The following is a 24,964-nucleotide window of genomic DNA, read 5'->3' as shown; positions in this document are numbered from 1 at the left end:
TCAGCTCACGTCCGAGGTGTGGGAGGTAGTGCGTGAAAGTGGATCGACACCGAAGGCCAATGCGAGGTTCTCCGGTTTCAACACCTCCTCCGGTCTTCCGTGCATCAACACTCGTTGCTGCAGCAGGACCGCCTCGTCGCACAGGTCCGGCAGCGCGTGGAGATCGTGCGTGGATACGAGTACCGAAGCGCCTGCCGCGGTGAGCTCACGCAGCAATCGGGTGATCGTGGCTTCGGTTCGCTTGTCGACCCCGGCGAAAGGCTCGTCGAGGAGCAGCAGCGAGGCTTCCTGGGCGATGGCTCTGGCAACGAAGGCCCGTTTGCGCTGGCCACCCGACAGCTGTCCGATCTGGCGGCCGGCGAGTTCGGTCAGGTCGACTCGATCGATTGCGTTCTCCACCGCCGAGCGATCGCGTCTGCGCGGGCTTCGCATCCAGTTCTGTTTCCCGTAGCGGCCCATCATGACGACGTCGCGGACGCTGATCGGGAAGGACCAGTCCACTGTCTCGCTCTGCGGCACGTAGCTGACCGTGCCGGCCTTGCGGGCGTCGGCAGGGGCTCCGCCGAAGATGGAGATGGTGCCGGTGTCCGGTCGCACTACACCCATGATGGCCTTGAACAGTGTCGACTTTCCCGACCCGTTCATCCCCACTAGGCCGCAGACGCGACCGGCCTCGAGCGTCAAGGATGCGTCGACAAGTGCGGTGATGTCTCGATATCGGACGCCGACCCCGGTGACTGTCAGTGCGGCAGGCTTCGTGTTCATCGTCGTGTCCCCAATAGCGCATCGGTGATGGTGCGGGCGTCGTAGGTCAGTAGGTCCAGATAGGTGGGAACGGGTCCGCCCTCCTCGCTCAGCGAATCGACGAAGAGGGTGCCGCCGAAGCGCGCACCGGTGTCCTCGGCGACCTGTCGCTGAGCTTTGTCGGACACCGTCGATTCGCAGAACACCGCCGGTACGTCGTTGTCTCGAACGAAGTCGATGGTGGCGACGACCTGCTTCGGGGTGCCTTCCTGTTCGGCATTGACCGGCCATAGATATGCCTCTTGGAGGTCGAAGTCGCGTGCAAGGTAGCTGAATGCGCCCTCGCACGAGACCACTGCTCGTTCGTTGGGGGGCAGTGTGTCGAGGTCGACCCGGAGTCGGTCGCCGACCTTTCGAAGCTGAGCTTTGTAGGACTCGGCGTTGGCGCGATAGTCCGCGGCGTGCAGTGGATCGAGATCTTCGAATGCGGACGCGATGTTGTCGACATAGACCTCCGCGACCTTCGGTGACATCCACGCGTGTGGATTGGACTTCCCCGCATAGGCATCGGCACGGATGTAGACAGGTTCCACGCCGTCGCTCACCACGGCATGTGGGGCGGGGACGCGCTCGATGAACTTCTCGAACCACGCTTCGAGTCCCAGACCATTGTCGAGGATCAGTTCGGCTTGTTCGGCGGTACGGAGATCGCCGGGGGTCGGTTCGTAACCGTGAATTTCCGCGCCCACCTTGGTGATCGACTCGATGAGGAGATGCTCGCCTGCCACGTTGCGCGCCATGTCGGCGAGAACGGTGAATGTCGTGAGGACCAACGGTCGGGTGTCCTCTGTGATGGCAGAGTTCTCGTCACCGACAGTTCTAGCGCACCCTGCGAGCGCGCCGACCGACATGAACACGGCCGTGACAAGGCTCAACGCGGACATCGTCGAAAATCTTCCATGGCGAAGAAATAAGTTCGGCACACCGAAATATTGACAGAACCCCGAGACATTTGTCTACACCTGAGTCGAGCGACACACCGATCCGGAAGTGACCCCGAACTCGACGGCCCGTAGGCTTCCCCTCGTGCAGAGATGGCGAGGTCTCGACGATGTACCTGCCGACTGGGGCCGTTGTGTTCTCACGATCGGAGTTTTTGATGGCGTGCACAGGGGGCACGCGCAATTGATCAGCCGTGCGGTGAAGTCTGCGCGGGAGCGCGGCATTCCCAGTGTGCTCATGACATTCGATCCGCACCCCATGGAAGTGGTCCGGCCTGGAACGCATCCGGCGCAACTGACGACGCTTACCCGACGGGCAGAGCTGGCCGAGGAACTCGGTGTCGACGTGTTTTTCGTCATGCCGTTCACGCCCGAGCTGATGAAGCTCACCCCGGAGCGCTACGTCCACGAGATTCTGGTCGAGCGACTTCACGTCGCCGAGGTGGTCGTGGGGGACAACTTCACGTTCGGCAAGAAGGCGTTGGGCAATGTGGATCTGCTTCGTGCAGTCGGCGAGCGATTCGGTTTCGCGGTCGACGGCGTCAGCCTTCTCGCAGAGCATGCGGTCACGTTCTCGTCCACCTACATTCGCTCGTGCGTCGATGCCGGCGATGTCGCTGCGGCTGCGCTGGCACTCGGTCGTTCGCATCGGGTGGAAGGTGTCGTCGTGCACGGCGACGGCAGAGGTCGCCAGCTGGGCTACCCAACCGCGAACGTGGCACCCCCCATGCATTCGGCGATTCCCGCCGATGGCGTGTACGCAGCCTGGTTCACCGTCCTCGGTCCTGGCGAGATGATCGGGACCGTGACGCCGGGCAAACGGCAACCGGCAGCGGTGTCCGTCGGGACCAACCCCACGTTCTCGGGGCGGACGCGCACCGTGGAAGCCTTCGTTCTCGACAGCAACGCGGACCTGTACGGCCAGCATGTGGCAGTGGATTTCGTCGAAAGACTCCGAGGGATGGAGAAGTTCGATTCGGTCGACGATTTGATCGCGGAAATGGGACGAGACTCCGATCGGGCCCGGTCGATTCTGTCGCAACTGCAGTCCTGGTAGTCTTCTACGTTGGTGCATGCTGCGGTCCGTGGTGGCTGCACCCGATTCGGTATCTCGCATGCGAGATCACTCGAATTCCCTTTCACGCGGACGTCAGTGATCAGGAGTAGTACCAGTGGCATTGACCACCGAACAGAAGAAGACCGTTCTCGGCGAGTACGGCTTGCACCCGACCGATACGGGTTCACCCGAGGCTCAGGTCGCGATGCTCACCAAGCGCATCGTCGATCTCACCGAGCACCTGAAGATGCACAAGCATGACCACCACTCCCGCCGCGGCCTGTTGCTGCTGGTCGGACGTCGTCGTCGCCTGCTCAAGTACATCGCCAAGGTGGACGTCACCCGTTACCGCTCGCTGATCGAGCGTTTGGGTCTGCGTCGCTAGTTCGACGTCGACGTGCCCGCTCGAGTGCGCGGTCACCGCAATAGTGCAGAAGCCAACGAGGCAGTGCTTAGACTGTCCTCGTTGGCTATCTGTGTATGACCCGAAGTTGTATGACCCGAAGTACAGATAGACCAGCAACACTGCGAGTGCATGGGTATTCGCATACCGCCGTGTGTGCCTGAGACGACGTGGCGTCGGTCTTCGGTAGTGGCCTGTCGGGCAAGTGTCCGGCCGGCTTCGATCGATGGCCGCCTCCGCTCGCACCGCTGTCGGAGTTCGAAGGAACACGAGGTTCCCGAGGAGCCGACAGAAGGTTCAGTGGACACGGCAAAGACGAGAGGACGAGAAGAAAAGAATGACCGAAACCACAACGTTGGATGCCGAAGAAGGCATCTTCGAAGCTACCGCCATCATCGACAACGGTACATTCGGCAAGCGAACGATCCGATTCGAGACCGGTCGGCTCGCGCAGCAGGCAGCAGGCGCTGTCGCGGCGTACCTCGACGAAGACACGATGTTGCTGTCGGCCACCACGGCAGGCAAGCACCCCCGCGAAGGATTCGACTTCTTCCCACTGACGGTGGATGTCGAAGAGCGCATGTACGCAGCAGGACGCATTCCCGGATCGTTCTTCCGGCGCGAAGGTCGCCCGTCGACGGACGCGATCCTGACCTGCCGCCTCATCGACCGCCCACTGCGTCCGACGTTCGTCGACGGACTCCGCAACGAGATCCAGGTCGTCATCACGGTCCTGAGCCTCAATCCCGCGGACCTCTACGACGTCGTCGCGATCAACGCTGCGTCTGCGTCCACACAGATCGCCGGCCTGCCGTTCTCCGGCCCGATCGGTGGCGTCCGCGTCGCTCTGATCGGGAAGCAGTGGGTTGCATTCCCCACCAACGAGCAGCTCGAGAAGGCCGTGTTCAACATGGTCGTCGCCGGCCGCATCGTCTCGGGCTCGGGTGCTGACGCCGATGTTGCGATCATGATGGTCGAGGCAGAAGCAACCGAGAACGTCATCGAACTCATCGAAGGTGGCGCCACCGCCCCCAACGAGGCAGTCGTTGCCGAGGGCATCGAAGCATCCAAGCCGTTCATCGCTGCTCTGTGCACCGCGCAGCAGGAACTGGCAGCCAATGCTTCCAAGCCGACCGGCGACTACCCGGTGTTCCCGCCGTACCAGTCGGACGTCTTCGAGGCCGTCGAGTCCGCTGCGAAGATTCCGCTGAACGAGGCATTGACCATCGCAGGCAAGGCCGAGCGTGAGGCCAAGCTCGACGAGGTCAAGGCTCAGATCCTCGCGCAGGTTTCCGACAAGTTCGAAGGCCGCGAGAAGGAGATCGGCGCCGCGTTCCGCGCCCTCACCAAGAAGTCTGTCCGCCAGCGGATCCTGACCGATCACTTCCGTATCGACGGCCGCGGTGTCACCGACATCCGTTCGTTGTCGGCAGAGGTCGCGATCGTTCCGCGCACACACGGCAGCGCACTGTTCGAGCGTGGCGAGACCCAGATCTTGGGCATCACGACGCTGGACATGGTCAAGATGGCCCAGCAGATCGACTCCCTCGGGCCCGAGACCAGCAAGCGTTACATGCATCATTACAACTTCCCGCCGTACTCGACCGGTGAAACGGGACGCGTCGGTTCGCCGAAGCGTCGCGAGATCGGACACGGAGCGCTCGCCGAGCGTGCACTGTTGCCGGTGCTCCCGAGCCAGGCAGAGTTCCCGTATGCAATCCGTCAGGTATCCGAGGCACTGAGCTCCAACGGCTCGACGTCGATGGGCTCGGTATGTGCCGCGACTCTGTCGCTGCTCAACGCCGGTGTGCCGTTGCGTGCACCGGTTGCCGGTATCGCCATGGGTCTCGTATCCGACGAGGTCGACGGAGAGACTCGCTACGTTGCGCTCACCGACATCCTCGGTGCCGAAGATGCTTTCGGCGACATGGACTTCAAGGTCGCCGGAACCAAGGACTTCGTCACGGCGCTCCAGCTCGACACGAAGCTCGACGGGATTCCGTCGAAGGTCCTCGCCGGCGCACTGTCGCAGGCCAAGGATGCTCGTACGACGATCCTCGAGGTCATGGCGGAAGCCATCGACACCCCCGACGAGATGAGTCCCTTCGCGCCTCGTGTCACGGCGATCAAGGTCCCCGTCGACAAGATCGGCGAGGTCATCGGACCCAAGGGCAAGATGATCAACTCGATCACCGAGCAGACCGGTGCCAACATCTCCATCGAAGATGACGGCACTGTCTACGTCGGTGCAGCGGACGGCCCGTCCGCGCAGGCTGCGATCGATATGATCAACGCCATTGCCAATCCGCAGCTGCCGAAGGTCGGCGAGCGTTTCCTCGGAACTGTTGTCAAGACAACAGCTTTCGGTGCATTCGTCTCGTTGCTCCCGGGTCGCGACGGCCTGGTTCACATCTCCAAGCTGGGTAGCGGCAAGCGGATCAACAAGGTCGAAGATGTCGTCAGCGTCGGGTCGAAGCTTCGCGTCGAGATCGCCGACATCGACAACCGCGGCAAGATCAGCCTCGTGCCGGTCGAGGACGACAATGCCGCTGTGGCAGTCGACGTCCCGACGGAGTCACCCGCTGAGTAAGAAGACTCAGGACCGAACGGTACGTCCCCTCGGGACGTACCGTTCGGCCGTTTCGGATCACACCGAGCAGTCGCAGGGCGTTCGGCGAACAACGCTGCCCGGTGGTCTTCGCGTAGTCACCGAATTCGTTCCCGGCGTACGTTCGGCGTCCGTCGGTGTCTGGGTCGGTGTCGGTTCGCGCGACGAACAGCCCAGCGTTGCCGGTGCAGCGCACTTTCTCGAACACCTGTTGTTCAAGTCGACGCCCACACGATCAGCACTCGAGATCGCTCAAGTGATGGATGGCGTGGGCGGCGAACTCAACGCGTTCACCTCGAAGGAAAGTACGTGCTTCTATGCGCACGTGCTCGATGAGGACCTCGGCATGGCCATCGACTTGGTCAGCGACGTGGTCCTGCGGGGGCGTTGTCGCACAGCCGATGTCGATGTGGAGCGTCAAGTGGTGCTCGAGGAGATATCGATGCGCGACGACGATCCCGAAGACCTGCTGGGAGATCTGTTCCTCGAAGCCATGTTCGGCGATCATCCCGTCGGGCGACCGGTGATCGGAACCGTCGAGTCGATCGAGGCGATGACTAGATCTCAGCTGCGGTCGTTTCATACGCGTCGTTACACACCGGAGCGCATGGTCGTCGCGGTGGCGGGAAATGTCGATCATCGCCGAACCGTCGCCATGGCCAAGCGCGCATTCGCCGGGCACCTCGAGTCGGGAGTCACCTCGGTGCCTCGGCGTGAAGGCGGAATGCGGTTGCGTACTCGGCCCGAGTTGAGATTCATCGCTCGGGACAGTGAGCAAGCGCACCTGTCGCTCGGAGTTCGGGCGTTCGGTCGACACGAGGGTCATCGGTGGGCACTGTCGGTCCTGAACACCGCTGTCGGCGGCGGTTTGTCCTCGCGTTTGTTTCAGGAGATTCGCGAGGAACGAGGGTTGGCGTATTCGGTGTACTCCTCGGTCGATACTTTCTCGGACTCGGGCGCGTTCTCGGTATATGCGGGATGCCAACCGGAGAATCTTGCGGAAGTGACGACGGTTGTGCGTGAAGTCCTCGCAAGCGTTGCCTCCGACGGAATCAGTGACGACGAGTGCGCCAGGGCGAAAGGCTCTTTGCGTGGCGGTTTGGTTCTAGGACTGGAAGATTCTGGATCGCGAATGAACCGCATCGGACGAAGTGAACTCAACTACGGCAACCATCACGACATCACCGACACACTCGCACGGATCGATCAGGTCACCAACGACGAGGTTCGCGAGGTTGCTCGGGTGCTTCTGTCGAGGCCGTTCGGGGCAGCCGTCGTCGGACCGTACAAGAGCGTTCGCCAACTACCGGCCTCGGTCAAGTCACTCGTACGTTGAGGTGTAGTCGCCGCCGAGAGACGATGTCACAGTAGAAAACGGCGGCGACTGCATCAATTCCCCTGGCCAGGGACTGTGCCCGACGGAAGGTGAGTGGATCTCGTGTGGTATTGGATCTTCAAGTACGTTCTGATCGGGCCGGTATTGAGGGTCCTCGGGCGACCTCGGATCGAGGGCGGCCACAACCTACCTTCCACTGGTCCGGTGATTCTGGCCGGGAATCACCTCACCGTGGTGGATTCGTTCTTTCTGGTTCTCGTCGTGCCTCGTCGGATCAAATTCGTCGCCAAGAGTGAATACTTCTCGGGTCATGGGATCAAGGGTCGCCTCATTCGCTGGTTCTATACCAGCGCCGGACAGGTTCCCATCGATCGGTCGGGGAGCGGTGCGGGAGAGCCTGCACTCGAAGCCGCGCGGAAGATATTGTCCGACAACGGCATCTGGGCCATCTATCCCGAGGGGACCCGCTCGCCGGACGGCCGGCTGTACAAGGGCAAGACTGGAATGGCGCGGGTTGCCCTCGAGCTCGGTGCGCCCGTGATTCCTGTCGTGATGTTCGGAACCGAGAAGTTCAATCCGGTCGGAACAAGGCGGTGGCACCCATCGAAGATTGTCGTGCGGTTCGGCGAACCGTTGGATTTCTCGCGGTACAGCGAGCATGCAACACATCGAGCGGTAGTTCGATCCGCGACAGACGAGGTCATGTACTCGCTCATGAAGATGTCCGGGCAGGAGTACGTGGACATCTACGCTGCCGCCGCGAAGGCGACCTGATCGAACAGTATGTAAGACGCTGGTGAGAATCCTCGGTGACGACTCTGTGAATCATGCTGCCTATCAGTACATTCGACCATTGCTGCGCTAGTTTCGGTGAATGAAACTCACCATTGGGCCTTTCGTTCTTGTTGCAGCCGTGACCGCTCTCGTCTGCGGATGTAGTGATGGCGGTGACGACAAGAGCCCTTCGGCTCCATCCGTGGTCATTCCCACAGCGTCCGCGTATCCGCCGGTTCCGTCGGCGGCAGATCTGAACGAGGAACTGAAGCGGGGCTTCGATCCAGCGGTTCCATCGGCAGAGAAGGCTGTCTTCATTCAGGGTGCGGAAGAGGATCCCTCATTGATCGACCAAGTCGTCTCTGCAGCCGTCACGAACGATGCAACCGTAGAAATTACCGGCGTCGACGATCTAGGCGATGGAACACTCAGTGCTGGGGCAACATTGACTATCGGTGGCCAGCCGAACCCGACGACGATGATCTTCGTGGCCGAGAACGGGGTGTGGAAGCTCAGCCGCGACAATGCCTGCGCACTGGTCGGACTTGCTGGGCTTACGTCAGCGGCGTGCCCGGCCGGCGAGTAGCTTCCACGGCACCAGTGCCGATTCGAGTTGTACTGCCAGGCTCATCTTCGATTCGCCGTCGCTGCGCTCCTCGAACTTGATCGGCACCTCGGCGATTTTCAGTCCGCGTCGGACGGTGCGGTAGTTCATCTCCACCTGGAAGGCATAACCGTTGCTTTCGACCGAGGAGACGTCGATTGCCCGAAGTGTCTTCGCATGCCAAGCCTTGAAGCCTGCCGTCGCGTCTTTGACTTTCAGGCGCAGAATTGTGTTGACGTAGAAGTTCGCCCAAGCCGAGAGAGCCTTCCGGTGCCAGGGCCAGTCGCTCGCCACTTCACCGCCTGGCACATATCGCGACCCGAGCACCACCGCAGCGTCTGTGGTGGTCAGTGTCTCGATCATTGCCGGTATCACTTCGGTCGGATGGGACAGATCGGCATCCATCTGTATGACGATGTCCGCCCCGTCGTCCAACGCTTTGGACATACCTGCGACGTAGGCGCGGCCGAGCCCGTTCTTCTCGGTGCGATGCAGAACAGCAAGGGGGAGCGGGCCGTTCTCGGCCAGTTCGTCGGCAACCTTGCCGGTCCCATCCGGTGAGTTGTCGTCCACGACGAGAACGTGCAGATTCTCTATGCCCAGATCCGCGAGCAGTCCCACCAGCTTGGGAAGGTTCTCGCGCTCGTTGTACGTGGGTACGACAACGGTTGTCTTCGGGGCGACGCTTGGATAAGTCACGCTCGTATGATCCGTGATCGGGGTAGCAAGAACCAAATCACAGTCGTCCAACGTCGGTGAACACGCCGGATCGGTGAGCAGGAACGGCGTTGTCGGTGTCGATCTCGTTCGTCCTCGCGGACTGCCATCGGCTAGCTATCGCGTCGCTGCCTCGTACTCCCCGGTCGAACCGGCCGTCGTACGGAAGTGGTCGGTGCGTAGTTCACCGGCTCAGATCACAGCGGGGAAGGTGAGGTGATCTGCAGTACATACGACATAGATTCGGGGGTGTCGTATGGGGAAGGTCCTTCGGGTGGACCGAGTATCTGCCGCACGATCAAGGTGACGATCGCAGCGAGAACTGTCACCGCGACAACCACGGTGACGACGATCAGCAGCCGTTTGGGTCCTCCGAAGAGATCATTCGAACTCATGGGTTCATCATGCACTCAACGGTGCCGTCGACAACAATCGCAAGTGCTTCTTCAGGGGTCGGGGCTAACCGGTCGTTTTCAGTTCGGCGACGATTCCGTGATGGTCGGTGCCGTCGACAGTGATCCGCTCGAGAGATGTCGCCTGCATGCCGCGGCTGAGGATGTGATCGATTCCGACGAGTGCAGGGTAGGCCTTGTCTGTGGGATACGTAGGGATCACACCGCCGCCGGTGCTTTCTGCTGCGTCGGTGTAGCCCACATCCACGATGTCTCGAAACCTGCTGTGCGACCAGGTCGAGTTGAAGTCGCCGCTCACTATCACTCGCGGTAGCTCCGCGGACGCCGTCACCTCTTGCTTCAGCAGTTGCATTTCCGAGGCCCATACCGGTGTGGGGGACGGGTATGGCGGTACCGGGTGCACCGAGTACACCCGGATGGGTGGGCCGGTGCCGACGTCGATGTCGGTGGACAGGTTCCACAGCAGGAATGTAGGTAGTTCTCGTTCGTTCTCGAGTGGGAAGCGGCTGTAGATGCCGGCGCCGCCTCCACCTTCGGGGGTGGGTCGGGTGAACTTGTAGGGCAGCAGATCTTCCAGACCCGCGGCGTCGAGGCCACTCAGGGCGTTGCTCGTGAGTTCTTGGACGGTAAGGATGTCGATATCACGATCGATCACTTCACGGACGATCTGATCGGGATCGGCCAGCCCGAGCATGAGGTTCGACTGCATGACTCGCAGTGCCGGGCCAGTGGAATCCTCCGATGCCGCGGCGGTCGAACCGGGGACGTACAAGGGAGCGAAAAGCCCGACTCCCGTCGCGAGAGCAGCCGCAGACGCTGCGAAGAGGATCCATCGTCGTCCGAATGCGGCAACCACAGCGCCGATCACCGACACGGAGAGAAGGAATGGTGTGAACGATGCGAGGGCCACGACATATCGGTTGTCGACCCGTGAAAAGTAGGCAAGTAACCCCAACACCGAGATCGACAGGCAGAGCCCTGCCACCAATCTTGTAACTATTGTCCGCATTGTGCGGATCCTAACCGCACCGTGTGCGAGTACACCGCCCTAGCTCAGGAAGACCGCTGCTCGGTCTGCCAGGTCGAGCAGCGGGCCGGGAAAAATACCGAAGACGACAGTGGCGCCCACACCGATTCCGATCGTCAAGGTGGTAGCAACACTCGGAGTCACTACAGTCGCTCGGCTGCTATCGGTGGAATCCGGCTCGGAGAAGAACATCAGCACGATCACCCGGATATAGAACACCGCAGCAATGGCGCTGCTCACGACACCAACCACGACGAGTGGCGCTGCGCCACCCTGCGCAGCTGCCTGAAAGACAGCAAACTTTCCGAAAAATCCACTGGTCAATGGAATGCCGGCGAACGCAAGTAACAACAGTGCGAAGACACCGGCGAGCAACGGTGACTGTTTGCCCAAGCCCGCCCAGCGTGAGATGTCGCCGACCTCACCGGACTCGTCACGAACAACCGTGACCACTGCAAATGCCGCGACAGTACTGAATCCGTAGACGAACAGGTAGAACAGCGTCGAGGACAGTCCGGCGGCGTCGACGGCGACGAGTCCGGTCAGAATGAAGCCGGCGTGCGTAATCGACGAATACGCAAGCATGCGTTTGATGTCGGTCTGTGTCACCGCCAGGATGGCACCGATCAGCATCGTTGCGATTGCCACAGCCCATAGCGCGGGTCGCCATTCGGAACGGAGATCCGGTAGCGCTACGTAGAAGACTCTGGTCATAGCGCCGAACGCGGCGACCTTCGTCGCTGCCGCCATGAATGCAGTGATCGGCGTCGGCGCGCCCTGATAGACGTCGGGGATCCACGAATGAAAAGGAATCGCACCGATCTTGAACAGGAGACCGACCCCCACCAGTGCGGTACCGAGTACCGCCAGGGCGTCGTTCCCGGTGCCTGCGGATACAGCATCACCGATATCACCCAGTGTGACGGAGCCTGCGTACCCGTACAGCAACGCCGATCCGAACAGGAAGAAGGCCGAAGAGAATGCGCCCAGAAGAAAGTACTTCAAGGCCGCTTCCTGTGACAGTAAACGCCTTCGCCGGGCGAGGCCGCAGAGAAGATAGAGCGGAAGCGACAAGACCTCGAGGGCAACGAACATGGTCAACAGATCGTTCGAAGCTGGGAACAGTAGCATGCCCCCCAACGCGAACATCGTCAGCGGGAACACTTCGGTCTGGGCGACGCCGGCTTGCGTTGCTTGGCGCTCGGCAAGTGACCCTGGAACAGTCGAGGCTTGTGGCGCAAAGGAATCCGCACGTGGTGGCGCATTCTTGGGCGCGGTGCCCAGGCTCGGTTCGACCCTTCGCTCGGCGATCAGTAATACCGAAGGGATCGCGATCAACAGCAGGGTTCCCTGCAAGAACAATGCCGGGCGGTCGATGACTACCGAACCCATCATGGCAAGGCTGCCGGCGGAATCGCTTCCGTCCAAGGACAACGCAAGCACGACAACCGCTACCAGAGCCGCGCCGATACCACCGATAGCGAGCGCGACATGCGCCGGATATCGGGCGGACCTGGGAAGAAATGCTTCCACGAGGACTCCGAGAACCGCGACACCGAAGATGATGAGCATCGGCGCAAGCTGGCTGTATTCGATACTCGGGGCCACCACAACTGCGTCGCCGGTCATCTGATTCCTGCCTGTTCGTCAGCGATGAAACCCTGTTGGTCAGCGGTGAGACCCTGTCCGTCAGCGGTGAGATCGTCGGACTCGACCGAGGTCACCGTCGTCGCTACCGCGGGCGAGATTATGTCGAGGATCGGTTTCGGGTACAGCCCCAACACGATCAGAAGCGTTATCAAGGGCACCATCACGGCCAGCTCGCGTGGAACCAGGTCGTGCACATCGGCGTTCTTCTTTTCGAGTGGACCGGTCATGACCCGTTGATAGAGCCACAGAATGTAGACGGCAGACAGAACGAGCGCTGACGTCGCGACGACTGCCGCAACCTGGTAGCGGGTGAACGTTCCGATCAGTACCAGGAATTCGCTGACGAAGGGCGCCAGCCCGGGGAGCGAAAGAGTCGCCAGACCGGCAATGAGAAAGGTGCCGGCGAGGACGGGTGCGACTTTCTGGATTCCGCCGTAGCTGTCGATCGCGCGAGTGCCGCGTCGCGACACCAGAAATCCGGCGACGAGGAACAATGCGGCCGTGGAGATTCCGTGATTGACCATGTAGAGCGTCGAACCGGTCTGGCCCTGACTGGTCATAGCGAAGATCCCGAGGATGATGAAGCCGAAGTGCGAGATCGAGGTGTAGGCGATCAACCGCATGACATCCGTCGAAGCGATGGCAAGGATTGCGCCGTAGACGATTCCGATCACTGCCAGCGTCACGACGAACGGTGCGAAATACGTCGACGCATCGGGAAAGAGTTGTAGACAGTATCGGAGCATGCCGAATGTTCCGACTTTGTCCACGACGGCCATCATCAACACCGCCGTTGCAGGTGTCGATTCGACTGCGGCTCCCGGCAGCCACGAATGGAACGGCCACAGTGGGGCTTTCACAGCGAAGGCGAACATGAAGCCGAGGAACAGTGCATTGAGCAGTCCAGGCGACATTCCGAGATCGCCGGCTGCCGCGGAAGCAGCTATCTCTCGAAAGCCGAATGTGCCTGTACCGACGTACAACCCGACGACGGCCGCGAGCATGACGAGTCCACCCAGGAGGTTGTACAACAGGAATTTCACTGCTGCGGATGCTCGGTGCTTGCCGCCGAACCCACCGATGAGGAAGTACATCGGAATGAGCATCGCCTCGAAGAATACGTAGAACAGCAGAATGTCGAGGGCACTGAACGACATCAACACCATCGATTCGACAGCGAGAATCAGCGCAACGTAAAGGTGTGCCGACCGTCCGATCCGTGGGTCGTTCCACCCGGCAACCAGAAGCAGTGGCAGCAGCACCGCGGTCAGGAGGATCAGCACCACGGCAATACCATCGACCCCCAGCTCGTAGCGGGCACCGAATGCCTCGATCCACGAATGGGATTCGACGAACTGGTACCTTGCGCCTCCAGGCTCGAACCGAACCGCCACGACTACGGCGACGAAGAGTGTGAGCAGCGACGCCACGAGCGCCACTACTTTCGCCCACCCTGCCCGTGCTTTCGGCATGGCAAGCGCAGCTGCCGCACCGATGATCGGCAACACCCACAATGTCGTCAACCAAGGAAAGGAATTCACCACACCATCACCGCCACCATCATCGCGAGAAACACAGCCGTGCCGAGCAACATCGTGAGCGCGTAGGTACGTACGAAACCGGTTTGCACGCGGCGGATTCGGGTCGATACCGCTCCGATGATGGACCCGAGAGCGACGGTGGCGCCGTCGATTGCGGTGTCGTCGAATACCTTCGTGGCCTGGGTGATCCTCTGGCCGGGACGCATCAGAGCGGCCTCGTTGAAGGCGTCGCCGTACAGATCCCGTCGTGCCGCCGTCGTCACCACCGAGACCGGTTCAGGCGCTGTGGTCGGTATCGGTGATCGTGCATAGCGGACGTACGCCACGAGTACTCCGACCGCGACGACAGCAAGCGCCATGGACGTCACCAGCCAGGCCGGAAGTGTGTGTGACTCTTCGACTTCGCCGAAGACCGGTTCCAACCATGACGTCAACGATCCTCCGAGGGTCAACAGCGCCCCCGCGCCGACCGACCCTATCGCGAGAACGACCATCGGACCGGTCATCACCGAAGGCGACTCGTGCGGGTGTGCGTCGGGGGACCACCGCGCAGTGCCGAAGAAAGTCATCAGCATCACCCGCGTCATGTAGAACGCCGTCAGACCAGCTCCGAACAGGGTGACGACGCCGAGCACGACGCCGGCCGCGCCACCCGCACCGAAGGCGACCTCGATGATCTTGTCCTTGGCGAAGAAGCCGGAGAAAGGTGGAACACCGATGATGGCGAGGTAGCCGAGGCCGAACGTCACGAAGGTGATCGGCATCGACTTCCGCAGCGCCCCGTATCGGCGCATGTCGACCTCGTCGTTCATACCGTGCATGACGGACCCGGCACCGAGGAAGAGACCGGCCTTGAAGAAACCGTGTGCCAGTAGGAGCATGATCGCGAACGTGTATCCGGCCGGGCCGAGTCCGGCGGCGAGCACCATGTACCCGATCTGGCTCATCGTCGATGCGGCCAACGCCTTCTTGATGTCGTCCTTGGCGCACCCGATGATCGCACCGAACACAAGCGTCACCGCGCCTACGATGACGACCGCGGTCTGAGCGGTCGGGGCTGCGGTGAAGATCGGCCCCGACCGAATGATCAGGTACACACCTGCTGTCACCATCGTGGCCGCGTGGATGAGTGCCGACACCGGGGTCGGCCCTTCCATGGCGTCGCCGAGCCAGGATTGAAGCGGCACCTGGGCCGACTTTCCACACGCCGCAAGGAGCAGTACCAAACCGAGTGCGGTCAGCGTCGACTCGCTCGCCGCATCTGTCCCCGTCAGGACCTCAGAAAAGGACACGCCACCGAACGTGGAGAACATGATCATCAACGCGATCATCAATCCGATGTCACCGACGCGATTGACGACGAACGCCTTTTTCGCTGCTGCTGCAGCCGAGGGCTTGTACTGCCAGAATCCGATGAGCAGATACGACGCGAGGCCCACACCCTCCCACCCGACGTACAAGCCGAGGAAGTTGTCGGCCATGACGAGCAAGAGCATCGCGGCCAGGAAGAGATTGAGGTATGCGAAGAATCGTCGACGATCGGGGTCTTCGCGCATGTAACCGATCGCGTAGATATGGATGAGTGAACCCACCCCCGTGATGAGCAATACGAAACACATCGACAACTGATCGAGTTGCAGACCGAAATCGACCTGCAGGTCGGCAACGGGAATCCACCTGAACAAGGTCTGGCTCACGGCGCGGTCCTCGGCGCTTCGGCCGAGCATCTCCACGAAGAAGATGACCCCGACGACGAACGACGCAGACGCCACGGCCGTGCCGAAGATATGTCCCCATCGGTCAGCGCGCCGCCCGCACAGCAGCAGGATGGCCGCGCCCAGTAACGGGAGGGTCGGTAGTAGCCACATATCAGTACTTCAGCAGATTCGCGTCGTCGACAGAGGCAGATCGGCGAGTACGAAAAATCGTCATGATGATCGCGAGCCCCACGACGACTTCTGCAGCGGCAACGACCATGGTGAAGAACGCGAACACCTGACCGTCGAGATTGCCGTGCATGCGGGCGAAGGTCACGAACGCGAGATTGGCAGCGTTGAGCATCAACTCGATACACATGAAGACCACGATTGCGTTGCGCCGAAGCAGTACTCCCGCAGCGCCGATCGTGAAGAGCAACACGGCGAGGTACAGATAGTTCTCCGGATTCATGGCGCCTCACCTCGGTGTCCACGGTGCATCGGGTTGATCGAGAGCTCCGACGGTGATCCGTCCGGCAACCGAGCCGGCCAATCGACGGCATTGTGCCTGGCATACACGCCGGGGCTGGGCATGGGCGTGACGTGTGTGCCGTCGCGGAATCGCTGCTCGGACAACGCCCGTTGGCCCTTGCGGGGGTGAAAGTGCTCTCGATGGGCCAGCACCATTGCACCGACCGTCGCGATGATCAGTAGTGCGCCGGTCAATTCGAAAGCCCAGAGGTAGCGGATGAAGATGAGCTCGGCCAGGCCCTCGACATTGCCACCCGAATTCGCTTCGTCGAGTCCGAGAAAATCGGGTCTGCCCGACTCCACCGATGCGTTGCCGATAGCGCCGATCAGTACGAGGCCGAACCCGATTCCCGCCGCGATGGCGGCAGGGCGCTGCCCGGTCAATGTTTCGACCAACGAGTCTGCGGAATCGACACCGACGAGCATCAGGACGAACAAGAACAGCATCATCACTGCGCCGGTGTAGACGACTATTTGGACGACACCGAGGAAGAGCGCTCCCTGAGCGATATAGAAGATGGCAAGGATGATCATCGTCACGGCCAGAAAAAGAGCCGAATACACTGCTTTGGAGGCGCACACCATCGCGAGTGCCCCGAGAATGGCAAGCCCACCGAGCAGCCAGAATTGGACGGCCTCGGCGGTCGATGTGGTCACTGGATCGTGCCGCGGTAGTAGTCCGCGGCCGTTGCATTGTCGGCCATAGGGTGAGGGGCCGGTTCCATCCCAGGCTCCAATGGTGCCAACAGGCGGTCCTTCTCGTAGATCAGATCCGCTCTGTTGTCGTCCGCGAGTTCGTATTCGTTGGTCATCGTCAATGCCCTCGTCGGACACGCTTCGATGCACAACCCGCATCCGATGCAGCGCAGATAGTTGATTTGATACACCTGGCCGTACCGCTCACCAGGAGAGAATCGCTCCTCCTCGGTGTTGTCGGCGCCTTCGACGTAGATCGCATCGGCCGGGCACGCCCAGGCACACAGTTCGCAACCGATGCACTTCTCGAGCCCGTCGGCGTACCGATTGAGTTGATGCCGACCGTGGTAGCGACGCGCGGTCGGAACCTTTTCCTCCGGGTAGAACTCGGTGACCGGCTTTTTGAACATCGTCGCAAACGTCACGCCGAATCCGGCTACGGGACCTAGAAATTCAGGCATCGCTTCGCTCCTTGTCATCGGTCGGAAGATGCTGTCCTGGCATCGGTGGTACCGGGAAGCCGCCGGCCATCGGATCGAACGGTGGGGGACCAGCGGCCTCGGTCGGTGGCGGCGGTGACGGCTTGCGTCGCCGCCGCCGCACAAGAGCGACGACGGCGAGGGCGGCAACTACTGCGCCTGCGACGAACAATGCGACCGTCCACGATCGGTAGCCTTCGATTCGCAAAGCGCGGACCGTCGCGACGAGCATGATCCATACCAGGGACACCGGAATCAGGACCTTCCAGCCGAGATTCATGAACTGGTCGTATCGAAGTCGCGGAAGGGTCGCGCGGAGCCAGATGAACAAGAACAGGAATCCCCACACCTTGAGGGTGAACCACAGCACGGGCCACCAACCGGAATTCGCGCCGTCCCACAGGTTCAGGGGGAAGGGTGCATGCCAACCGCCGAGGAACAAGGTCGTCGCGAGAGCCGACACAGTGACCATGTTGACGTATTCGGCGAGCATGAACATCGCGAAGTTGAGCGAGGAGTATTCGGTGTGGAAGCCGCCCACCAGCTCACCTTCGGCTTCGGGAAGATCGAAAGGGGCGCGGTTGGTTTCGCCGACCATCGATGTCAGATAGATGAGAAACGATGGGAACAGCAGGAAGATGTACCACGTGTTCGATTGTGCTGCCACGATTCCCGACGTCGACATGGTGCCCGCATGGAGGAACACGGCGGTGAAAGACAACCCCATCGCAATCTCGTACGAAATGACCTGAGCGGTGGACCGAAGTCCGCCGAGGAGAGGGTACGTGGAGCCGGACGACCATCCGGCCAGCACGATTCCGTAAACACCCACCGACGTGACAGCCAGGATGTACAGCACCCCGACGGGTAGGTCGGTGAGCTGGAGCGGTGTTGTGCGGCCGAAGATCGAGACTTCGGGGCCGAACGGTATGACCGCGAATGCCATGAATGCCGGGACGGCGGCAATGACCGGCGCCAGCAGGTAGATCGGTTTGTCGACGCCCTTGGGGACGATCCCTTCCTTGAGGGCCAACTTCACGCCGTCGGCCAAACTCTGCAGTATGCCGCCAGGTCCGACCCGGTTCGGTCCGACGCGCATCTGCATGCGCGCCATCACCTTCCGTTCGATGAGAATTGCCATCAACGGTGTCAGGATGAGGAAGACGAAGATGGCCAACGCTTTGGCGATCACGAGCCACCAGGGGTCGAGTCCGATTCCGGGAATCACCTACATCACCTCGTTCGCTGCTTCGATACGCACGACGGTTCCGGTGCCGGATCCCAACTGGGTGTACACGTGGGATCCGGCAGAACGCATCGGGACCCACACCACCCGATCGGGCATATCGGTGATCGTCAACGGAAGTGTCACCGTGCCCCTCCTCGATCGGACTGTGACGAGATCGCCGTCGACGACCGAAATCTCCCGCGCAGTCCCGACCGAAAGCCGCACGACGGGTCGACGTGCGGTACCGGCCAGGTGCGGTTCCCCGTCCTGCATTCGTCCCGAATCGAGGAGCATCCGCCAGGTCGTCAGGACCGCTTCGCCGATGCCCGCAATACGGGGCTCATCGAGAGCGGCATGATGGTCCGGCGGCGACGCCGGCTCACCCTTCCACGTCGACAAGGCCGCAATCTCGGCTCTGATGGTCGCGACATCGGGGGTGCCGAGGTCGATTCCCATTTCGGCGGCCAGAGCATGGAGAACCCGACTGTCCGGCAGAGCCCGAACGTCGGTCAGTGCCGCCTCGAACGGCCGTGCCCGTCCCTCCCAATCGAGGAATGTCCCGGCCTTCTCTGCCACCGTCGCGACGGGGAATACGACATCGGCCCGCTCGGTGACGTCGCTGGCTCGAATTTCGAGACTGACGACGAACGACGCATTGTCGACCGCTACGGCAGCTGCGGCAGGGTCGGGAAGATCTGCCAGTTCGACGCCGCCGATTACGAGCGCACGAAGGGACCGAGTGGATATTGCGTCGAGTAGCTCGCTCGAGCCGAGTCCGACGGCAGCGGGTAGCCCGCTGGCACCCCACATGTCGGCCATCTCTGCCCGAGCCGCCTGATCGATCACTGGTCGCCCGCCCGGCAACATATTCGGCAGCGCGCCGGCCTCGACAGCGCCGCGATCACCCGCTCGACGGGGAATCCAGGCCAGTTTCGCGCCCGTCGACTCCGCGAAACGGAGAGCTGCCGACAGTCCGCCGGGTGTACTCGCGAGTCGTTCGCCGACGATCACGACTGCGCCGGCCTGACGGAAGAGGTCGCCCTCTTTGCGGTTCGACAGTGCCTCGAGTACTCCGACCTCGTCGGACGGAACGCACTGTAACAGCTGGGCGCCAAGCTTTTTCACGCCTGCGGACGCATACGGCGCGATCGAGACCACGTGTTGGCCACGGGTTCGCACGGCTTTGCGCAAACGCAGAAATACGATCGGCGATTCCTCTTCCGGCTCGAAGGCAAGAAGGAGAACTGCGGGCGCATGCTCGAGATCCTCGTACGTCACCGCCAACGACCGCCCGGCGACGCATGCTGCAAGGAATTCGCTTTCCTCCACCGAATGGGCCCGCGCTCGGAAATCGATGTTGTTGTTCTCCAGCACGATTCGAGTGAACTTCGAGTACGAGTACGCGTCTTCGTGGGTCACCCTACCGCCGACGAGAACTCCTACGTCACGTCCGGCCGTGGCCAGGCCACGAGCAGCCACTGCCAGAGCCTCCGACCACGACGCCGGTTCCAACGCGCCGTTGATATCTCGAACCAGGGGAGTGGTGAGTCGGTCGCGTTCGGTTGCGTACGCGAATGCCCAGCGGCCCTTGTCGCAGTTCCATTCCTCGTTCACTGCCGGATCGTCACCGGCCAAGCGGCGCAGCACTTTTCCGCGACGGTGGTCGGTGCGCTGGGCGCACCCGCTCGCGCAATGCTCGCAGGTGCTGGGCGTGGAGACCAGGTCGTAGGGGCGTGCTCGGAAGCGATATGCAGCGCCGGTGAGCGCACCGACGGGACACACCTGAACGGTGTTGCCCGAAAAATAGGATTCGAACGGTTCGTTCTCGTAGATTCCGACCTGTTCCAGCGCGCCGCGCTCGAGTAACTCGATGAAGGGGTCCCCGGCTATCTGCTGAGAGAAGCGAGTACACCGTGCGCACAGCACACACCGTTCACGATCGAGCAGCACTTGCGAGGACAGCGGTATCGGCTTCTGGAAAGTGCGTTTGACCTCGATGAATCTGGACTCGGAACGGCCGGCGGACATCGCCTGGTTCTGTAGCGGACACTCACCGCCCTTGTCGCAGACCGGGCAATCGAGCGGGTGGTTGATGAGCAGTAGCTCCATGACACCTCGCTGCGCCTTGGCTGCTACGGGAGAGCTCTGCTGGGTATGGATCACCATGCCCTCGGTCACCGTGGTGGTGCACGAGGTGAGCAACTTACGTTGACCTTCCACCTCGACGAGACACTGACGGCACGCGCCTACCGGCTCGAGCAGCGGGTGATCGCAAAATCGGGGGATCTGGATTCCGCTCAGTTCAGCAGCTCGAATGACCAACGTGCCTGCAGGCACACGGACCTCGATACCGTCGATGCTGACCGTCACAGTCTCCGTTGCGGTGGTCATGAGGTGAGCGCTCCCGCCATCAGGGTCGAACGATGTGGCTCGAACGGGCACGGCTTACCCAGGTGTTCGAGGTATTCGTCGCGAAAGTACTTCAGCGAGGACGTGATCGGACTGACTGCGCCGTCGCCGAGCGCGCAGAACGCCTTGCCGAGGATGCTGTCGGAGACGTCGAGCAGGGTGTCGAGGTCGGCGAGTGTGCCCTGCCCGGTCTCGAGCCGCGCGTAGATCCCGACCAGCCAGTAGGTGCCCTCCCTGCATGGCGTGCACTTGCCGCAGGACTCGTGCGCATAGAACTCCGTCCATCGTCTCACCGCGCGGACCACACAGGTGGTTTCGTCGAAGATCTGCAGCGCTTTGGTTCCGAGCATCGAACCGGCGGCGCCCACACCTTCGTAGTCCAAGGCGACGTCGAGGTGTTCGTCGGTGAATATCGGTGTCGAGGACCCACCCGGTGTCCAGAACTTCAGCGTGTGCCCCGCGCGGACTCCGCCCGCGTAACCGAGCAACTCGCGCAAGGTGATTCCGAGCGGAGCCTCGTACTGGCCGGGTTGGGTGACGTGGCCCGACAACGAGTACAGGGTGAAACCCGGCGACTTTTCGGTCCCCATCGACCTAAACCAGTCGACGCCGTTGCGTAGGACGGCGGGAACGCTGGCGATCGACTCGACGTTGTTCACCACAGTCGGACGCGCGTAGAGACCGGCGACGGCAGGAAACGGTGGTCGGAGGCGCGGCTGCCCGCGTTTGCCTTCGAGCGAATCCAATTGAGCAGTCTCCTCGCCGCAGATATAGGCGCCGGCGCCGGCGTGCACGATCACCTCGAGATCGAAACCGCTTCCCAAGATGTCGCGTCCCAGATATCCCGCCGCGTAGGCCTCGGCAACGGCGGCATGCAGTCTCCGCAGTACCGGAACCACCTCGCCGCGAACGTAGATGTACGCACGATGCGCCCGAATTGCGTAGGAAGCGATGACGATTCCCTCGAGCAACACCTGCGGGGTCGCCAAGAGCAGCGGCATGTCCTTACAAGTCCCGGGCTCCGACTCGTCCGCGTTGACCACCAGGTAGTGCGCCTTACCGTCCTCCTGCGGTATGAAACTCCACTTCATTCCCGTCGGAAAGCCTGCACCGCCGCGACCTCGAAGACCGGAATCCTTGACCGTGGCGATGACGTCGTCCTCGGGCATCGACAGCGCTCTACGCAGACCCTCGTAGCCGCCGTGGCGCAGATAAGTTTCCAGGGTCCACGATTGCGGATCGTCCCAGTAGTCGCTCAGAACCGGAGTGAGAGGCACGTCACTTTCCCTTCTCGGGAGGTACTGATTCGCCAGGTGCAGGCGCGGGCTTGTTCTTGGTCGTTTCCGCTGCGGCAGCATCCGTCGACCCGAGGGGCGCCGCACCCTCGTCCGAGGGTTCGTGCGCCGTAGGGGCGGTCATCGACAGTGCGCGTGCGACCCGCAGGCCGGCGAGGGTCGGGCCGCCCGCAGTACCACCGGCCTCTACTGCACCGGGGCGTTCGTCGGGAAAACCCGCAAGGATTCGCTCGGTCTCCCGGAACGTGCAGAGCGATGCACCTCGGCTCGGAACGACCTCGCGGCCCGAACGCAAGTCGTCGAGAAGGGTGCGCGCAGATTCGGGAGTCTGATTGTCGAAGAATTCCCAGTTGACCATCACTACCGGTGCGTAGTCGCAGGCAGCGTTGCATTCTATGTGAGTCAACGTGATGGGGTCGTCGACGCCTCCGGGGTGGTCCTCCAGAGCTTCGAGGATGGCATCGCCGCCCATCACCGCGCACAACGTGTTGGTACACACTCCCACCAGATAGTCACCGGTCGGTTCGCGCCGATACATGGAGTAGAAAGTCGCTACTGCGGTGACTTCGGCGCCGGTCAGGCCAAGCCGATGTGCGCAGAACTCGATACCCGTCGGAGTGACGTACCCGTCCTCGGCCTGGACCAGATGCAGAAGCGGAAGAAGTGCCGACCGGGCCATCTCCGGGTCGACATCCCCGGGCGGGGTGTACCTCGCGACGATCCTGTCCGCATCCAGCGACAACCGAGCCGCTGTGTCCGGTGGGTACTGGGCCGCGCGGGTGGTCAGTTGCACGTAGACGGGTTCGCTCATCGGTCCACACCCCCCATCACCGGGTCGATACTTGCCACAGCAGCGATGACATCGGCGACCATGCCGCCCTCGCAGGTGGCTGCAACCGCTTGCAGGTTGGTGAAGGACGGATCTCGGTAGTGCACCCGAAACGGTCTCGTACCACCGTCGCTGACCATGTGGACGCCGAGCTCACCGCGCGGCGATTCGACTGCGACATACACCTGACCCGGTGGGACCCGAAAGCCCTCGGTGACGAGTTTGAAATGGTGGATCAACGATTCCATCGAGGTATCCATGATCTCGCGGACGTGTTCGGCAGAATTGCCTAGGCCGTCCGGTCCGACGGAAAGATCGGCAGGCCACGCTATTTTCTTGTCATCCACCATGATCGGCCCTGGTCGAAGCCGGTCGAGGCACTGTTCGGCAATCTTGAGCGATTCCTTCATCTCGTCGATACGCACGAGGTATCGACCGTAGGCATCGCAACCGGTGTCCGTGCACACCTCGAATTCGTAGTTCTCATATCCGCAATAGGGTTCGGAGACGCGGAGGTCATGAGGGAGGCCGGTGGAGCGAAGCATCGGACCGGTGATTCCGAGAGCCATACAGCCCGTCAGGTCGAGATAACCGATCCCTTTGGTCCTGGCCTTCCAGATCGAATTCTCGTTGAGCAGATTCGACATGTCACGGAGGCGAACAGGCAGAGTTTTCAGCAACTCTCGCACTTTCGCCACCGCGTCTTCGGGTAGATCCTGGGCGAGTCCACCGGGTCGAATGAACGCGTGGTTCATCCGCAATCCGGTGATCATCTCGAATACGTCGAGAATCAACTCGCGCTCACGAAACCCGAACAGCATCGCCGTAACTGCACCCAATTCCATTCCGCCCGTGGCCAGAGCGACGAGGTGAGAAGAGATGCGATTGAGTTCCATCAACAGAACCCGGACGACGGTCGCACGTTCGGGTATTTCCTCGGTGATATCGAGAAGCTTTTCGACACCGAGACAGTACGCAGTTTCGTTGAAGAAGGGGGACAAATAGTCCATCCTGGTCACGAAGGTGACGCCCTGCGTCCAATTTCGAAATTCGAGATTCTTTTCGATTCCGGTGTGCAGGTAGCCGATTCCGCATCGCGCTTCGGTCACGGTTTCGGCTTCGATCTCGAGAATCAAGCGAAGCACCCCGTGCGTCGAGGGGTGCTGTGGCCCCATGTTGACGACGATGCGTTCCTCGGAGGCGCCTGCGGCCGATTCTGCTGCAGCAGCGACTATGTCGTCCCAGTCCTGCCCAGAGACGGTCAACGATCGTTCGCTCATCACTTGTACCCCCGTCGTTGGTCCGGCGGAGGAATGTTCGCACCCTTGTACTCGACCGGGATTCCTCCGAGTGGATAGTCCTTGCGTTGCGGATGGCCTTCCCAGTCGTCGGGCATCTGAATTCGAGTCAACGAAGGGTGACCGTCGAATTCGATTCCGAAGAAGTCGTAGGTTTCGCGTTCGTGCCAGTCGTCGGTCGGATAGATCTCGACCAGCGACGGCAGGTGCGGATCGACATCCGAGACCGTTACTTCGAGTCGAATTCGACGATTGTGGGTTATCGACATCAGCGGAAATACCGCGTGCAGTTCTCGGTCGACCTGCTGGGGATAGTGGACGCCACTGACGCCCAGGCACAGTTCGAATCGAAGTTCCGGCTCGTTCCGAAGGGTGGTCGCCACCGCGAGAAGGTGTTCGCGTCGAATGTGCAGGGTGAGCTGGCCGCGGAAGACCACGACCGCTTCCACTGCTTCGTCGAACGTCGTGTCCAGCCGGGGGAGTGCGCGCTCCAATTCATCGGCAATCGCATCGAAATACCCGCCGTAGGGACGGGATGTGCTCTCCCGCAGCAGCGTAGGCGGCACCAACCTCCCATACCCGGATGTGTCACCGGTACCCTTCGCCCCGAACATTCCACGTCGATCG

Annotated in this window: 23 protein-coding genes; 6 read left to right on the top strand and 17 right to left on the bottom strand. The window is 61.6% G+C overall.

What is annotated here, in order from left to right; translation table 11 throughout:
• Together ABIB36_RS10405 and ABIB36_RS10400 are read right to left on the bottom strand one after the other, a co-directional pair.
• A complete protein-coding gene (locus ABIB36_RS10405) occupies positions 1-765 on the bottom strand; it encodes a metal ABC transporter ATP-binding protein (protein WP_354559566.1) in 765 nt (254 codons plus the stop codon).
• Entirely contained in the window at positions 762-1,688 is a 927-nt protein-coding gene (locus tag ABIB36_RS10400) for a metal ABC transporter substrate-binding protein (protein WP_502944880.1), read from the bottom strand. Before ABIB36_RS10400 ends, ABIB36_RS10405 begins: the two co-directional genes overlap by 4 nt.
• Positions 1,689-1,830: 142 nt before the next feature.
• Between ABIB36_RS10400 and ABIB36_RS10395 the strand changes: the two genes are divergently transcribed.
• From ABIB36_RS10395 to ABIB36_RS10370, 6 genes are all read left to right on the top strand, one after another.
• On the top strand, positions 1,831-2,802 hold the full coding sequence (locus tag ABIB36_RS10395; protein ID WP_084348654.1) for a bifunctional riboflavin kinase/FAD synthetase: 972 nt from the start codon (positions 1,831-1,833) through the stop codon (positions 2,800-2,802).
• Between the two features lie 115 nt (positions 2,803-2,917).
• Positions 2,918-3,187 (top strand): 30S ribosomal protein S15, encoded by a 270-nt coding sequence (gene rpsO / locus ABIB36_RS10390; RefSeq protein WP_084348655.1) that lies wholly within the window; start codon positions 2,918-2,920, stop codon positions 3,185-3,187.
• Positions 3,188-3,542: 355 nt separating this feature from the next.
• A complete protein-coding gene (locus ABIB36_RS10385) occupies positions 3,543-5,795 on the top strand; it encodes a polyribonucleotide nucleotidyltransferase (RefSeq protein WP_354559569.1) in 2,253 nt (750 codons plus the stop codon).
• Positions 5,749-7,149 carry a M16 family metallopeptidase gene (locus ABIB36_RS10380; protein ID WP_179142409.1) on the top strand — a complete coding sequence of 467 codons (1,401 nt, stop codon included), beginning with the start codon at positions 5,749-5,751 and terminating at the stop codon, positions 7,147-7,149. The genes ABIB36_RS10385 and ABIB36_RS10380 overlap by 47 nt, the downstream gene beginning before the upstream one ends.
• A gap of 102 nt (positions 7,150-7,251) precedes the next feature.
• Positions 7,252-7,923, top strand: coding sequence for a lysophospholipid acyltransferase family protein (locus ABIB36_RS10375; RefSeq protein ID WP_084348954.1), 672 nt, complete (start codon positions 7,252-7,254; stop codon positions 7,921-7,923).
• Positions 7,924-8,023: 100 nt separating this feature from the next.
• Positions 8,024-8,509 carry a WKL family lipoprotein gene (locus ABIB36_RS10370; protein ID WP_354559571.1) on the top strand — a complete coding sequence of 162 codons (486 nt, stop codon included), beginning with the start codon at positions 8,024-8,026 and terminating at the stop codon, positions 8,507-8,509.
• On the opposite strand, the gene ABIB36_RS10365 is transcribed toward ABIB36_RS10370, so the two are convergent.
• The 15 genes from ABIB36_RS10365 to ABIB36_RS10295 all read right to left on the bottom strand — a co-directional run bounded on the left by ABIB36_RS10365 (position 8,483) and on the right by ABIB36_RS10295 (position 24,951).
• Positions 8,483-9,226 carry a polyprenol monophosphomannose synthase gene (locus tag ABIB36_RS10365; protein WP_084348955.1) on the bottom strand — a complete coding sequence of 248 codons (744 nt, stop codon included), beginning with the start codon at positions 9,224-9,226 and terminating at the stop codon, positions 8,483-8,485. The genes ABIB36_RS10370 and ABIB36_RS10365 overlap by 27 nt on opposite strands.
• A gap of 215 nt (positions 9,227-9,441) precedes the next feature.
• Positions 9,442-9,639: a hypothetical protein gene (locus ABIB36_RS10360; RefSeq protein WP_354559573.1), complete on the bottom strand. Its 198-nt coding sequence runs from the start codon at positions 9,637-9,639 to the stop codon at positions 9,442-9,444.
• 64 nt (positions 9,640-9,703) lie between these two features.
• Complete coding sequence (locus tag ABIB36_RS10355; protein WP_354559575.1) at positions 9,704-10,666, bottom strand: endonuclease/exonuclease/phosphatase family protein; 963 nt, start codon at positions 10,664-10,666, stop codon at positions 9,704-9,706.
• Between the two features lie 39 nt (positions 10,667-10,705).
• A complete protein-coding gene (gene nuoN / locus ABIB36_RS10350; protein WP_354559577.1) occupies positions 10,706-12,313 on the bottom strand; it encodes an NADH-quinone oxidoreductase subunit NuoN in 1,608 nt (535 codons plus the stop codon).
• On the bottom strand, positions 12,310-13,875 hold the full coding sequence (locus ABIB36_RS10345) for an NADH-quinone oxidoreductase subunit M (protein ID WP_084348956.1): 1,566 nt from the start codon (positions 13,873-13,875) through the stop codon (positions 12,310-12,312). The genes nuoN and ABIB36_RS10345 overlap by 4 nt, the downstream gene beginning before the upstream one ends.
• Positions 13,872-15,743, bottom strand: a complete 1,872-nt coding sequence (gene nuoL / locus ABIB36_RS10340) for an NADH-quinone oxidoreductase subunit L (protein ID WP_354559580.1) — start codon at positions 15,741-15,743, stop codon at positions 13,872-13,874. The genes ABIB36_RS10345 and nuoL overlap by 4 nt, the downstream gene beginning before the upstream one ends.
• Before the next feature lies 1 nt (position 15,744).
• Positions 15,745-16,044 (bottom strand): NADH-quinone oxidoreductase subunit NuoK, encoded by a 300-nt coding sequence (gene nuoK / locus ABIB36_RS10335; RefSeq protein WP_084348661.1) that lies wholly within the window; start codon positions 16,042-16,044, stop codon positions 15,745-15,747.
• Positions 16,041-16,760 (bottom strand): NADH-quinone oxidoreductase subunit J, encoded by a 720-nt coding sequence (locus tag ABIB36_RS10330; RefSeq protein WP_084348662.1) that lies wholly within the window; start codon positions 16,758-16,760, stop codon positions 16,041-16,043. The genes nuoK and ABIB36_RS10330 overlap by 4 nt, the downstream gene beginning before the upstream one ends.
• Positions 16,757-17,260, bottom strand: a complete 504-nt coding sequence (nuoI, locus tag ABIB36_RS10325) for an NADH-quinone oxidoreductase subunit NuoI (RefSeq protein WP_084348663.1) — start codon at positions 17,258-17,260, stop codon at positions 16,757-16,759. The genes ABIB36_RS10330 and nuoI overlap by 4 nt, the downstream gene beginning before the upstream one ends.
• Complete coding sequence (nuoH, locus tag ABIB36_RS10320) at positions 17,253-18,506, bottom strand: NADH-quinone oxidoreductase subunit NuoH (protein ID WP_354559582.1); 1,254 nt, start codon at positions 18,504-18,506, stop codon at positions 17,253-17,255. Before nuoH ends, nuoI begins: the two co-directional genes overlap by 8 nt.
• Positions 18,507-20,897: an NADH-quinone oxidoreductase subunit G gene (locus ABIB36_RS10315; RefSeq protein ID WP_354559584.1), complete on the bottom strand. Its 2,391-nt coding sequence runs from the start codon at positions 20,895-20,897 to the stop codon at positions 18,507-18,509. It abuts the gene before it with no gap.
• The gene (nuoF, locus tag ABIB36_RS10310; RefSeq protein ID WP_354559586.1) at positions 20,894-22,192 is read right to left on the bottom strand and encodes an NADH-quinone oxidoreductase subunit NuoF; all 1,299 of its coding nucleotides are present in this window, start codon (positions 22,190-22,192) and stop codon (positions 20,894-20,896) included. Before nuoF ends, ABIB36_RS10315 begins: the two co-directional genes overlap by 4 nt.
• 1 nt (position 22,193) lies before the next feature.
• Positions 22,194-23,021 carry an NADH-quinone oxidoreductase subunit NuoE gene (gene nuoE / locus ABIB36_RS10305; RefSeq protein WP_084348667.1) on the bottom strand — a complete coding sequence of 276 codons (828 nt, stop codon included), beginning with the start codon at positions 23,019-23,021 and terminating at the stop codon, positions 22,194-22,196.
• Positions 23,018-24,319 carry an NADH dehydrogenase (quinone) subunit D gene (gene nuoD, locus ABIB36_RS10300; RefSeq protein ID WP_084348668.1) on the bottom strand — a complete coding sequence of 434 codons (1,302 nt, stop codon included), beginning with the start codon at positions 24,317-24,319 and terminating at the stop codon, positions 23,018-23,020. Before nuoD ends, nuoE begins: the two co-directional genes overlap by 4 nt.
• Complete coding sequence (locus ABIB36_RS10295) at positions 24,319-24,951, bottom strand: NADH-quinone oxidoreductase subunit C (RefSeq protein WP_256895951.1); 633 nt, start codon at positions 24,949-24,951, stop codon at positions 24,319-24,321. The genes nuoD and ABIB36_RS10295 overlap by 1 nt, the downstream gene beginning before the upstream one ends.
• Between the last annotated feature and the right edge of the window lie 13 nt (positions 24,952-24,964).

It is taken from the genome of Rhodococcus sp. UYP9 (assembly GCF_040547235.1).
In the GTDB taxonomy this organism is placed as follows: Bacteria; Actinomycetota; Actinomycetes; order Mycobacteriales; family Mycobacteriaceae; genus Rhodococcoides.
This window is presented reverse-complemented; position numbering and strand designations above follow the sequence as displayed.